General features: G+C 66.0%; 5 protein-coding genes and 1 pseudogene. All 6 read right to left on the bottom strand.

All coding sequences use genetic code 11. The features are described 5' to 3' along the window. Window positions 1–12: 12 nt before the first annotated feature. Window positions 13–2,274, bottom strand: a complete 2,262-nt coding sequence (gene pbpC / locus B7X65_RS07555) for a penicillin-binding protein 1C (RefSeq protein WP_293593676.1) — start codon at window positions 2,272–2,274, stop codon at window positions 13–15. Continuing rightward, complete coding sequence (locus B7X65_RS07550; protein WP_293594100.1) at window positions 2,271–8,198, bottom strand: MG2 domain-containing protein; 5,928 nt, start codon at window positions 8,196–8,198, stop codon at window positions 2,271–2,273. Before B7X65_RS07550 ends, pbpC begins: the two co-directional genes overlap by 4 nt. A 165-nt stretch (window positions 8,199–8,363) precedes the next feature. Next, window positions 8,364–9,851: a DegQ family serine endoprotease gene (locus tag B7X65_RS07545; protein ID WP_293593675.1), complete on the bottom strand. Its 1,488-nt coding sequence runs from the start codon at window positions 9,849–9,851 to the stop codon at window positions 8,364–8,366. Window positions 9,852–10,036: 185 nt separating this feature from the next. After that, entirely contained in the window at window positions 10,037–11,443 is a 1,407-nt protein-coding gene (locus tag B7X65_RS07540; protein ID WP_293593674.1) for an ATP-binding protein, read from the bottom strand. After that, window positions 11,440–12,099 carry a response regulator gene (locus B7X65_RS07535; RefSeq protein WP_293593673.1) on the bottom strand — a complete coding sequence of 220 codons (660 nt, stop codon included), beginning with the start codon at window positions 12,097–12,099 and terminating at the stop codon, window positions 11,440–11,442. Before B7X65_RS07535 ends, B7X65_RS07540 begins: the two co-directional genes overlap by 4 nt. Before the next feature lie 181 nt (window positions 12,100–12,280). After that, window positions 12,281–13,602 (bottom strand): annotated as a pseudogene (gene argH, locus B7X65_RS07530) (argininosuccinate lyase). Window positions 13,603–13,815: the final 213 nt, after the last annotated feature.

Here is a 13,815-nt window from a genome sequence, read left to right as displayed (position 1 = left end):
ACCGGCGCCGGCTCAGCTCCGGCCGGCCTTCACGCCCGCACCGCGCACTTCGATGCGGATCTCGTCCAGCACCTCGCCGCGTTCGCTGACCAACTGCACCACGTGCCGGCCCGGCCAGGGCAGCCACTGGGCCTGCGCGCCGCGCGCAAACTCCTTGCCGTCCATGCGCCAGCGCAACTGGTGGCCTTCGGCGGCAAAGCCCAGGCGTTGGCGCTTGGGCGGAATGTCGGGGTCCAGCGCCACGATGGTGCCGTTGGCGGGCGCGGTGATGCGAGCTGCGACAGACGACGCGCTGCCCGGATTTTTCAAGCCTTTTTGGCCTCCAGCCCTTGTCCTGTCTGCGCCAGCTGCTCCTGAATCGATAGTAAACAAGGTTTGCTCCGTGCCCCGGAGAAACCATTCGCTGCGCGCCGCCTCGATCGGTGTGCCCGCCGCATCGGCAAAGCTCACTGGTTTTTGCAGCACACCCGCCGGCGGCACCGGTGCGCGGCTGGGTTCGGTCTGGTGCAGGTAATTCATCAGTGCCGCCCAGACCGGTGCGGCGCCGCTGGTACCGCTGACGTCCCACATGGGCGCACCGCTGGCGTTGCCGACCCAGACACCCACGGTGTAGCGCTGCGAGTAGCCCAGCGCCCAGTTGTCGCGCATGTCCTTGCTGGTGCCGGTTTTCACCGCAGTCCAGAAACGGGTGGCCAGAAGGCTGTCCGTCCCGAAGGTGCGCGCGCGTGCCAGCGGGTCCGAAAGGATGTCGCTGACGATGAAGGAAGCACGTGCGTCGATGGCCGGGGTAGAGGCCAGCCTGGTATTCCTGGTGAGCGAGAGCGCGCTATAACGCCCGCCATTGGCCAGGGTGCGGTAGGCGTTGGTCAGCGAAAGCAGCGAGACCTCGCTGCTGCCCAGCGCCAGGCTGTAGCCGTAGTAGTCGCCGGTTTCCCGCAAAGGCAGGCCCACCGCCCTGAGCTGCTTGTGAAAGGCATCGGGCGAGACCATCACGAGCGTGCGCACCGCCGGCACGTTGAGCGAGGCACCGAGCGCGGTGCGACTGGACACCAGGCCCTTGAACTGGCGGTCGTAATTTTGTGGAATGTAGAGACCGCCGGCCGTGGGGATTTGCGAGGATGAATCTTCCAGCAGCGATGCGGCCGTGATGCGCCGCTCCGCGATGGCCTGGGCGTACAGAAAGGGCTTGAGCGTGGAGCCCGGCTGGCGCAGCGCCAGCACGCCATCGACCTCGGCCGCGTCGCTGAGTTCGCCCGAGGAACCGACCCAGGCCAGCACCTCGCCGCTGGCGTTGTCGAGCACGACGATGGCGCCGTCTTCCACGTGGCGGCCGCGCAGTTCGCGCAGGTGCTGGGTCAGGGTAGCCACGGCGAAGCGCTGCAGCGGGGCGCGCAGGGTTGACCTCATCACCGTTCGGGCTGAGCTTGTCGAAGCCTTGGATGCTGCGAACCCTTCGACAGGCTCAGGGCGAACGGTGGTGGAGAGCAGTCTCCGCGCCAGATGCGGCGCCACACCTTCGGAAGGGTCAAACGATTTACGCTGCAGCGCCGCGCTGGCAAACAGGTCCAGCCCCTCGCAATCCGTCTTGGCCGGGGCCTGCATGGCTTTCAACACGCCGCAGGCGCGCTGGCTCACTTGCACCGCTTTTGCATTCGGCGCCCGCACCAGCGCTGCCGCCAGCGCCGCCTCGCGTTCATCGAGACCGTGCGCCGCCTTGCCGAACAGCGTGCGGCTCAGCGCATCGATGCCGACGATCTCGCCGCGAAACGGCACGAGGTTGAGGTAGGCCTCGAGGATCTGGTCCTTGCGCCAGCTGCGCTCCAGCAGCTGCGCCGACACGGTCTGGCCAATCTTCTGCGCGACGCTGCGCCCACCCGCTGCGGCGCGCCAGTCTTCGTCGAGCAGCCCGGCCAGCTGCATGCTCAAGGTGGAAGCGCCGCGGGTTCTGGTGGCCCACAGATTTCCCCAGGCGGCGGCCGAGACGGCGCGCCAGTCCACGCCGCTGTGTTCGTAAAAGCGCTTGTCCTCGCTGAGCACCAGCGCCGTGCGCAGCGCCGGAGAAATGTCTGGCAACGCCACCCACTGGCCGCGCCGCACGGTGGCGTCGGTGCGCAGGCGCTGGATCACTTCGCCGTTGCGGTCCAGGATCAGCGTGTCGGAAGGTTTGAACTCGCGTTTTACTTCATTAAAAGTGGCTGTAGCCCAGGCGGGCCGGGCGCAAGTAGCTATTAAAAAAATAGCAACTGCGGCTGCCCTGATGGCGGAGGCGTTCATTTGACCGCTTCCACCTTGACCCGCGCATTCGGCGCTTCCCCAAACATCTCGGGCGCATACATCGCTTCCACACGACTCGGCGGTAGCGCGAAGTCGCCGACGTTGTTCAGGCGCACGGTGTATTCCATCTTCACCACGCCCTTGGGCAGGTATTCGTAATAACTGCGGAAGGCCTCGAAGCTGCGTTCTTCAAACGCCGGCCAGCCCGAGCCCGTTTTCTTCTCACCGCTGGTGGCGATCTGCGAATCGCGGCCCAGGCCGCTGCCGAGAATGGTCGCGCCGCCGGGCACCGGATCGCTGATCACCACCCAGGTCATGTCGGTACTGGCGTTGACTTCCAGCGTGATGCGGATCACGTCACCTCGTGTGTAGAGGCCCATTGGCAACGATTTATTGGCTTGCTCCACCGGTGTGATGGTCTTTTTGATCTGGTAGCCGGCGTTGAACGGCGCTTTCAGTGGGACCGCTGCGAGCGACTGCAAGGTCAGCCAGGGTTTGCCCGTGCCCTGGTGCGTCACGGTCAGCGTGTCTTTGCCTGTGCCGGCCCAGGGCAAAAACATGCTGTTGCCCCGGAGGTTGCCGGGTGATGCGGGCGCACCGAAGAAGGTGGTCTGGTTGGGTGCGCCGCTGGCGTCGGTCGTCTTGATGCGTTCGACCTTGCGCCAGTCCACACTGGCGGTTGCTGCGGCCAGCGCGGCCTTGGTGATACCGGCCACCGGCGTGGCCTCGAATTTCGCCGAGAAGCGGTCGAGTGCCAGCCCGCCCCACAGATTGGCGGTGGTGGTGTGCCACGCGCCTTGCTGCTGGCGTGCTATGAAGCCATTGGCCAGGCGACCCATGTCGTCCTTCCAGGCCGCATCGTCCATCACCGCCAGCATCAGACGCGCGGTGTTGACGTCGCCATTGGTCATGAGCCACCACCAGTAGTCGTCTTTTTCGGTGCTGAAGCTGACCTTGGTGCCTTGCCACGACAGGCGCGACTTGAGCACCTGGTTCGCCTCGGCCAGACGCTGCTCGCGCTGTGGCACGTCGGCCACGCGTTTGAGGATGTTCAGCCAGTCGATCACCGTGTGGGTCGGCCACTGATTCGGCGCAATCGTGATGCTGCCCAGCATGCGGCCCTGGGCCTTGCCGTAACGCGACAGCGCCTCGATCGCCGCGAGCTTGCGCATGTCGAGGTCCTTGCGCGGGCTCCAGAACTCGCGTTGGATGCGGCCCTCGACAAACGCAATCAGGCCGCGTTCCATCGGTGCGCGGGCGTCGTCGGGCAGGGCGAACGCCGGATTCAGGGCCGCGGCTTCGTGCGTGGCCGCCAGCAGGTAGGCCGTCAAGGTGTCGCTGCCGCGCGAGGCGTCGCCGTCACGCGGCGGGAAATAACTGGCCAGGCCGTCGCGGTCGAGGTAACCCGGTAGCTGCGCCAGCACGGTCTGCCAGAGTCTGGCGTCGCGCAGGCCGACGGCCTTGCTGGTTTTCTGCTCCAGGCAGACGAACGGGTAGTTGGCCCACCAGTCGCGCACGCCATCCAGACCCTCTGCGAGTTTCGGTTGCAGCGACATCTTCAAACCTCCGCGGCCGGGCAGGGCATCGGCCGGCGGGTTCACGCTGAGCATGAACGAACCATCGACCTGCACCAGCGTGGCTTGCTGCACCGTGAGCGGCACAGCGGGGATGATGCGCTGGCGTGCCTTGAGGCCGTCACGCGCGCCGCTGATGTTGTCCTTCGCCTCGATTTCCCACAGGATGGCTTCCGCGCGTGTCAGCGCCAGTTGCGCCGGCGCCGTGACCATCCACGCCACTTCACGCGCTTCGCCGGCGGGAATGTCGACGGTTTGCGGTTTGAGTTCGAGCAAGGTCGCACGCGGACTGACCTCGACCTTCATCGCCGCCTGGGTCGTGTTGCGCAGGGTCAGTTGCGCGCGGAACTGGTCGTCCTCGCGCACCAGCGGCGGCAGGCCGCTGATGATCTGCAGGTCCTGCGTGGCCCGGATGCTGGTCTGGCCGGTGCCGAAGAGGCCGGTGGCTGCATCTGCCACCGCGACGATCCTGAAAGTGGTCAGCGCATCATTGAGCGGCACCGTGACGACGGCCTGGCCTTTGGCGTCTAGCATGACCTTGGGGTTCCACAGCAGCAAGGTGTCCAGCAACTCGCGTGTGTTGCTGCGCCCGCCGCCGCCGCCCGCCGGCACGGCCTTGCGCCCGTAGTGCCTGCGGCCGATGATTTCCATTTGTGCGGTCGAGGTTTCCACGCCCCAGGCGCGGCGTTGCAGCATGGCTTCCAGCAGGCCCCAGGAGGTGTTGGGCATCAGCTCCAGCAGTGCCTGGTCCACCGCGGCCAGCGCCACCTCGGCGTTGGCGGCCGGCTGGCCATTGGGCAGTTTGGCGGTGATGGTGACCTGGGCCTGCCCGCGCACCGGGTAGCTCTCCTTGTCGGCCTTCACGCTCACCTCAAGCTGGTGTGCCTTGGTGCCCACGCGGATTTCGGCCACGCCCAGGCGGAAGGCTGGTTTGCTGAGGTCCACCAGCGCGGTGGGGGCCACATACTCGCGGCCCTCGTACCAGAACGAGGTCCACCATTCGCGCGGCGCCTTGAAACCCCAGGTGAAAAAGCTGTACCACGGCACTTCGCGCAGCCGGCCGCGCAGGGCCAGCACACTGACGTACACGTTCGGGCCCCAGCCGTCCTTGACCTGCAGCTGGATGGTTGGGTCCTGGCCGTTGAGCTGCACCACCTGGGTCTCGAGGATGCCTTCGCGCTCGATCGCCACCAGCGCGGTGGCAAAACGGAAAGGCATGCGCACCTGAAACTTGGCGGTCTCGCCGGGCTGGTAAGTTTTCTTTTCGGGCAGCACGTCCATGCGGTCGTGGTCCTCGCCGCCGAACCACAGCTCGCCCTGCTTGGTCACATACACCGAGCTGGCGGCCTGAATGGTGTTGCCGTCCTTGTCCTTCGCGGTCACGACCAGTTCCACTTCGCCGGGCTCGCCGAGTCTGGCCTCGCACAGCAGCAGGCCGCGCGCATCGCTGGGGCCGCTGCAGACAGAGCCGAGGTCCTTGATGTCGGTCTTGTTGTCGTAGGTGTAGAAGCCGCCCACCATGCGTTTGCGGCTGGTGGTGACGATGCGCGCCACCGCCTTCACCTCCAGGGGCACGCCGGCCGCCGGTTTGCCCGTCAGGTCCAGCGCCAGGGCCTGGAACCTGATCTTCTGGCCGGTGGACACCCAGCCCTCGGTCTTGATGCCGGCGACCACGGCGGCCGGCCAGAGCGTGGAGACGCTGCGAATCGTCTGGACCTCGCCGTTCGGGTCGGCGTAGCTGGCTTCGAGCAGCAACTCCCTGGGCTGCTTGCTGGCCGGCACGTCCTGGATGGTGAGCTTGCCGGCACCGTTGCGGTCCAGGCTCAGGGGCAGCTTGTCGGCAATCACGCGCTGGTCTTGCGCGGCCGTGGCTTCCTCCTCGCCTTCGCTGCCTTCCCCGCGCCGGGCGCGCGGCGGCGAGAAACTGAAGGCCTCGTGATCGCTGTAGCTCAAGGTTTTGCCGCGTACCAGTGCCGACACGCGCACCGGCAGGTTGACGGCGGCACCGCCAGAGACATAGTTGACCTGCACATCGGTGGGCACCGAGCCCACGTTGACCAGGGCTTTTTTGTCGGCCGGGGTGATGCGGCCTTCGAGCACCGGCAGGCGGAACTCTTCCACGCGGAATTGCCCGCTGCTGAAGCTGCGGTTTTTTTCGTCGTTGGCCTTGAGTTGCACCTCGTAGATGCCGAGTTTGGCCGCGGGCGGAATCACAAAGGTGTTTTCCGCGCTCTGGCCGCCGGTGGCGGTTTTTCGCCAGACGATGGGCTGGGTGTACTGCTGGCCGCTGCCGATATGGGTCACCACCAGGGTGGCTGGCGGCGCTTCGACGATGCCAAACCCGCGGCTGGTTTCGGTGCGCAGGATGTGTTTCATCGACACGATTTCGCCGGCGCGCAGCAGTGTGCGGTCGAAAATCGTGTGGGCGCGCGCATCGGGCTGCGGGTCCTGGCTGGTGGGCAGATTGAAGCGCCAGGGCTCGATGCCTTTTTGCCAGTTGCTCCAGGTGAAGGCCAAGTCTTCAATACCTCCCGAGGTGGCGCGCGCGCTCACAAAGTAGGCGTTGCCGCCGTAGTCGCCTTCGCCGCAGCGCAGCGGGTCCGACGACAGGCCGGTGAAGCGGGCCATGCCTTGTGCGTCGGTGACGGACTTGGCCAGCTCGGTCCCCCGGCAGTCCGACACGCGCACCACGGCGCCGGCGACCGGCGCGCCCTTGTCCAGCGTGGTCACCCAGGCCAGCGCGTTTTCGCGGCCCAGCTTGAAATGCACGCCCATGTTGGTCACCAGCGCCGAGGTGCGCACAACCATGGTCCGGCTGTCACCGTGGCGTTCGTCGAGCAGCGAGGTACCGAGTTTTTGCGAGGCGATTTCGACCACGTGAAAACCGGGCGAGAGCGGGATGCCGATCACCTCGAACGGACGCGGGTCGCCGCTCGCAGGCTTGGGCAGATCCAGCGTTTTTACGCCGGGTTGGCCGGCCAGCAGCGAGAGCATGCGCGACTGCACGTACTCCTTGCTTTGTGCGTCGAGGGCCTTGGGCAGCGGTCCCTTCACGTCCCGGCCGGCCTGGTCGCGGTCCACCTGGTAGTCGTTGTAATGCTCCACCTTGCGGAACCAGGCAATGATGTCGGCATCGGTTTTGGGCTGCAGGTCGCTGACCTTGCCGGGGGACAGGCCTTTGACCTGTAGCGCGGCTTCCACATTGCGCAGCGTCACGGGCAGCAGCGCCGGGTCACCCGCTCTGGCGCCGGGTTCGGCAAACCGCTCGACGATGCCAAACGGTGCGGCAGCAAACTTGGCCAGCGGCGGCATGGCACCGGTAGCCACCTTCAGGGGGAAGTTGTCGGCATTGCGCAGGCTGCGGCCGGACGCGTCCTTGAAGTCCTTGGGAAGCTCCAGCGTGAAGGCGGTCTGCTCTGCAAAAGGCGGCTTGAAGCTGACACCGTTGACCACGTTGTCGCCGTCGCTGCTCTCCGCGTCGAACACCGGCTTGAGCGTGTTTTTGGCAGATGTGAGGCGAATCGCCTCGGCCAGCTTGCGCGGCACCGGCGCGTTGAAGTTCAGGCTCATGGGTCGTATCGGCAGGCAGGCCGACTGGGCGTTTTCGCGCTCGCAGTTGAAGCTGGCAGAAAACGGCTCGCGCACCTGGAAGTTGTAGCGCCGCTCCACCGAGTTGGCCACGCCGCTCGGAGTGGCGACACCTTTTCCGTACACCAGCTGGAGCTTGCTCGCGGGTGTGAGGCGGCGGTTGCAGGCCAGTGTCACCACGCTCAAGGGGTCTTTTCCCGCCGCCTTGTCCAGGTTTTGCGACTTGAGCAGCGCATCCCGCTCCTTGCCTTCGATCAGTTTCACGGGAACCCGCTCGCCCAGGCCCTCGACCGAGCACCAGACGTTTTCGCGGATGCTGGCCAGGGTGGCCGGGCCGTTGAGCTGGAGCACGAAGTACTGTTCTTCGTCGATGCGTTGGTAAGTGCCGGGCCGCAGGTTCCGTACGAAAGGACCGCCGGTGTTGAACTTCCACGACACCTTGCCGCTGATGGCCTGGTCTTTGGGCGAACGGAAGGTGGTGATGCCTTGCAGCGTGCAAGTGATGCCGGGCGGAAGATCGTTGTCGAATTCAAACGCCCACTGGCGGTCGCTGATCCAGCGGCCCGAACCTTTGGTGGCCTGCGCGTCGCTGCAGCTCAGGCTGACAGGGGCGGGGGCTTTGGGGTCGCCGAAGTTGACGGCGCTCTCGTCAAACTTGACGGCAATCTGCCGTACCCTGGCAATTTCCCCCTGAGGCGAGACGCTGGTGACCTGCAGGGCCTGCGCGCTGGCGGGCAGGTACAAAGCAGCGGCTGCGGCCAGTGCTTCGGCTGTTCTTCTTATGGTGCTTGTGGCCACGGTTCCTCCTCGTTGGGAGGTCAAGCGTAGCTGATTTGCATGTAACAAAACAGCGCAAACGCATGGAATAAAGGCGCAAGAAAAAAGCGGGCTGCGGCCCGCTTTTGCCATCAACAGCGCTTGAAAATCTCAGCTGAGTTTGACCGGTACAAAAATCTTGCTGTCGCCACGCTGTATCAGCAGTGCCACCGATTTCTCCGCTTTGGCCACAGTGGCACGCACCTGCTCAATGTTTTTCACGGGAACTCCATTGATGGAGAGCAACACATCACCGGCCTCCACGCCGGCCAAGGCGGCGGGACCGCTGGCCTGCTGCACCAGCAGGCCGCTGTCCACACCGGCTTCCTGTTGCTCGTCGGGCTGCAGGGGCCGCAGCGCCAGGCCCAGCTTGCCCTGGGCGACGCTGTCTTTCGGGCCTGCAGCCTGGGCGGCCTTCTGATCGGCGCTGCCGAGCCGGGCCGTCAATTCTTTCGCCGCGCCCTGGCGCCAGATCTCCAGCTTGAAGCTGTCGCCGGGCGCTGCCAGGCCGATCACCGCCGGCAGGTCGCCGGAGGACACGATGGGCTGGCCGTTGACCTTGCGGATCACGTCGCCCGATTGCAGGCCCGCCTTGTCGGCCGGCCCGCCTTTTTCAACGCTGGAGACAAGGGCTCCCTCGGGTCTGTCGAGCTTGAAGGAGTCGGCAAAGGCCTGGTTGACTTCCTGCACGGCCACGCCCAGACGCGCATGCTCGACCTTGCCGGTGGCCACGATCTGGTTCTTGATGCGCCCCGCCACGTCGATGGGAATGGCAAAGGACACGCCCTGGTAGCCGCCGCTGCGGCTGTAGATCTGGGAATTGATGCCCACCACCTCGCCGCGCGCATTGAACAGCGGGCCGCCCGAGTTGCCGGGATTGATCGCCACGTCGGTCTGGATAAAGGGCACGCTGCTGTCGTCGGGCAGCGAACGGCCCTTGGCACTGACCACGCCGGCCGTCACCGTGTTTTCAAAGCCGAAGGGCGAGCCGATCGCCAGTACCCATTCACCGACCTTCAAGTCGCTGGTTTTGCCGATGGCGACCACGGGCAGGTTGGTCGCTTCGATTTTCAGCACGGCCACGTCGGTCTTGGGGTCGGCGCCCAGCACCTTGGCGCGGTACTCGCGCCGGTCGGTCAGCTTGACGCTGACTTCCTTCGCGCCGCGCACCACATGGGCGTTGGTCAGGATGGTGCCGTCGGCACTGACGATGAAGCCCGAGCCCTGGCCGCGCGTCGGCATTTCCTGCAGCGGGCCGCCGGGCCGGCCCTGACCTTGCTGGAAACGTTTGAAGAACTCGAAGAACGGATCGCCTGACGCGCCGTCCTCGTCATCGCCCTGCGCCAGCGGGGAGTTGTTGCTGACCGTGGTGGTGCCGGTCACGCTGATGTTGACCACGGCGGGCCCATAACGTTCGGTGATCTGCGAGAAGTCGGGCGGTGCGACGGCCTGGATGGGGGCCGCGGCGGCGATGGCCGGCGGCGCCGCAAAGGCCGCCGTGTGCACGGCGTTGAATGCGCTGACGCCGGCGCCGCCAATGGCGCCCGCGGCCAGCAGGGCAACAACGAGGCGGGTGTTTTTCAATGCTGCAGTGGTCATGACGAGTTTCCTTGAGTGGGGCACACCGCGGTGCCGACAGGACAACTATGGAGAGGCAGGCTTAGCTGAACCTTAAGCCGTGCCGCGCAGGGTACCCGGCAAATTCCATGATAAAAAGTGGCTCAAGCCCTTTGTGAGTGGGCGCAATATGCTATCAATTAGATAGCATTAAAAGCGGAGGCTGTTCAGGCCGCCGACGGCGACGGCGGAAAAAACACGCTGACCCGCAGGCCGCCCAGGCGCTCCGAGCGGTCCAGATGCAGCGTCGCGCCATGGCGCTCGGCGATCACCTCGACGATGGCCAGGCCCAGGCCGCTGCCGTTCTCGGCCACCGTGCCGCTGGCACGGTAGAAGCGGTCGAAGACGCGCTCGCGGTCCTCTGCCGCAATGCCCGGGCCACTGTCTTCCACTCGCAGCAGCGGCCGGCCCTGTGCCACGGCGAGCGACACGTCGACGCGGCCCGCGGCGGGCGTGTACTTGACGGCGTTGTCCAGCAGGTTGCGCAGCAGCACACGCAAGGCTTCGGGCTGTCCCTGCACACGCGCCGAAGAAGGCGGCGCATCGCCCGACAGGCCGAGGTCGATCTGCTTGAGCCGGGCCTGCGGCAACACGTCGGCCACCGCCAGCTTGACCACGTCCTGCAGATCGACCGGAACACTGCCCGCAGCCACCTGCCCGGGCCCCGATGGACCGGCCTCTTCGCGCGCCAGCACCAGCAGTTGCTCGACCAGCCGGATCGCGCGGTCTATGCCCTGGTTCAGGCGGGTGATACCGGCTTCGCGCTCGGCCGGGGTCTGGTCCGCCAGGCCATTCGGGCGCAGCGCCTGCGCCTGCAGCTTGAGTGCCGTCAGCGGCGAGCGCAGCTCGTGCGCAGCATCGGCGACAAAATTTTTCTGCGCATCGAAGGCGCCGCGCACCCGGCCGAACAGCAGGTTGAGCTCGTCGACCAGCGGCCGCACCTCGTCGGGCAGGCCGGCGCCGGCCAGCGGCGAAAAATCGTCGGCCGCGCGCTGCGCGACCTGGCGCCGCGTCCGTTCGATGGGCGCCAGCGACCGGTTGATGACCCACCAGACCGCCAGCATCAGCAGTGGCGTCAGCAGCGCGAATGGCAACACCGCTCGCGCTGCCAGGGCGCGGGCACGCGCGGTGCGGGCGTCCAGGTCCTGCGCAATCTGCACCGTCTGGAAAGGCGTCTGCAGCGAATACACGCGGTAGTGCTTGCCATGGGCCTCCACGTCGGAAAAACCCAGCACCGCGCGCGGCGGCAGCGCCGAACGGGTGGAGCGGAAAATCTGCGTACCGTCCTGGCCCCAGATCTGTACATAGAGGTCAAAGCCCGCATCGTCCTCGCCGTCGGGCAGCCCCGAACCCGGCGCGATGCCGCCGCGCAGCGAGCGCGCCATCTGCTGCAGGTGGTCGTCGAACATCGCGTCGGCTTGTCGCAAGGCGCTGCGGTAGGCGGTGGTGGCCTGCGCCACGGCGGCCAGCAAAATGGCGGCAAGCACGAACCAGAGCAAACGTTTTCTCAGGGAATGGCCTCTCACGCTTTTCGCTTCGCCGGATGCGCTGCCCTGGCTGGGAGGGATTGTCATTGTTTGGGTACCAGGTAGCCGAGGCCGCGCACGGTCTGGATGATGTCGCTGCCGAGTTTTTTGCGCACGCCATGGATATAGACCTCGACCGCGTTGCTGCTCACATCGTCCTTCCAGCTGAACAATTTTTCCTCGAGCTGGGCGCGCGACAGCACCGTGCCCGGCCGTGCCAGCAGCGGCTCAAGCACCGCCCATTCGCGCGCCGACAGTGACACCGGCTCGCCGTTCAGGCTGGCTTCATGGGTGGCGGGGTTCAGGCTCACGCCCCTGTGTTCAAAAGCCGGCTCGGCCCGGCCCGCGCTGCGGCGTATCAGCGCGCGTATGCGGGCCAGCAGCTCGTCGGTGTCATAAGGCTTGACCACATAGTCGTCGGCGCCGGCATCCAGCCCGGCGATGCGGTCGCCGATCGCATCACGCGCGGTGGCCACCAGCACCGGTGTGGTGTTGCGCCGCGCCCGCAGTGTGCGCAAGACCTCGAGCCCGTCGCGTCTGGGCAGGCCCAGATCGAGCAGCACCAGGTCGTAGTGCTCGCTGCGCAGGGCGGTATCGGCCATGGCGCCATCACGCACCCAGTCCACGGCATAGTGGGCGGATCGCAGTACCGCCAGCACGGCCTCGCCGATCATGGCGTCGTCTTCAACCAGCAACAGGCGCATGGCGCGGGCCCCCACGTTCGCTCACTGCGTGTAGCTCTCTGCCCCCCGAGGGGGCGCTGCGCCTGCGGCCCGGCGAAGCCGGTTCCGCGGCCCTGGCTGGAATGGAATCGCAGTTTGGCGGTAAGCGCATGGTGGTGTCCTTTGCAGCTCTTGACTCTACAAAGGACACCTTAGCCGGAGCTTAGGCCAGCCGCGCCCGGTGCCGCGCGATCTGTGCCCGCACCTGCACCGGCGCCGTGCCGCCCAGGGTGTTGCGGGCGTTCAGCGAGCCGCGCAGGCTCAGCACGTCGTAGACGTCTTTCTCGATCTTGGGATTGAACTCCTGCAGCACGGCCAGCGGCAACTCGGACAGATCCACCGCATGCGAGATCGCTGCCTTGACGGCATGGGCCACGGCCTCGTGCGCGTCGCGGAAGGGCAGGCCCTTCTTGACCATGTAGTCGGCCAGGTCGGTGGCGGTGGCATAACCCTTGAGGGCGGCGCGCTCCATGGCTTGTCTTCCTGGTTGTCCTTGTTGTAGGCCAGCGGCTGGCCTTTCATCAGGGTGATCAAACCCATCAGGTGGCCGACCACGCGGCCGGTCTTGCCGCGTGCGAGTTCGGGCACGTCGGGGTTTTTCTTCTGCGGCATGATGGACGAGCCGGTGGTGAAGCGGTCGGCAATTTCAATGAAGCCGAAGTTCTGGCTCATCCACAGAATCAGCTCCTCGCTCATGCGGCTGATGTGGACCATGGCCAGCGAGGCGGCGGCCGTGAATTCAATCGCGAAGTCGCGGTCGCTGACCGCGTCCAGGCTGTTCTGGCAGACCTGCGGCTGGCCCTTTTCATCGACCATGCCCAAGGTGGTGGCGACACGTTCGCGGTCCAGCGGGTAGCTGGTGCCGGCCAGTGCGGCGGCGCCCAGCGGCAGGCGGTTCACGCGTTTGCGCACGTCCTGCAGGCGCTCGGCGTCGCGCGCAAACATCTCCACGTAGGCCAGCATGTGGTGGCCAAAGCTCACCGGCTGCGCCACCTGCAGATGCGTGAAACCGGGCAGGATGACCTCGACGTTTTTCTCGGCAATATCGACCAGCGCCTTTTGCAGGTCGGTCAGCAGCGCATCAATCAGGTCGATCTCGCCGCGCAGCCACAGGCGCACGTCGGTGGCGACCTGGTCGTTGCGAGAGCGGCCGGTGTGCAGGCGTTTGCCGGCGTCGCCGACGAGCTGGGTCAGGCGCGCTTCGATATTGAGGTGCACGTCTTCGAGGTCCAGCTTCCATTCAAAGGCGCCGGATTCGATTTCGGCTGTGATCTGCGCCATGCCTTTCTGGATGGCCGCATGGTCGGCGGCGCCGAGGATTTTTTGCGCGGCCAGCATCTCGGCGTGCGCCAGCGAACCGGTGATGTCGGCTTGAGCCAGCCGCTTGTCAAAAAACACGCTGGCGGTGTAACGCTTGACCAGGTCGCTCATGGGTTCCGAGAACAGGGCGGACCAGGCTTGGGATTTTTTGTCGAGTTGGCTCACGGGAGGCTTTCTGTGGAGGACCGTCTGGCGGCAGCGATGGCGTGTCGCGGCGACAACATTATTGGGGGAAGTACGGGTTTGACGCCGGTTTCAAGCGGGTTGCCGGTGCAATACTAGGGCCTGATTTTATCTGCGTGCAGGAAAGCCCCGTCAAGCGGGGCGCCCGGGACCTCCGGGCCGGCCCGCGCGCAGAACCGGACACGGAACAAGCGA

It is taken from the genome of Polaromonas sp. 39-63-25 (assembly GCF_002278925.1).
Lineage (GTDB): Bacteria > Pseudomonadota > Gammaproteobacteria > Burkholderiales > Burkholderiaceae_C > Polaromonas.
This window is presented reverse-complemented; position numbering and strand designations above follow the sequence as displayed.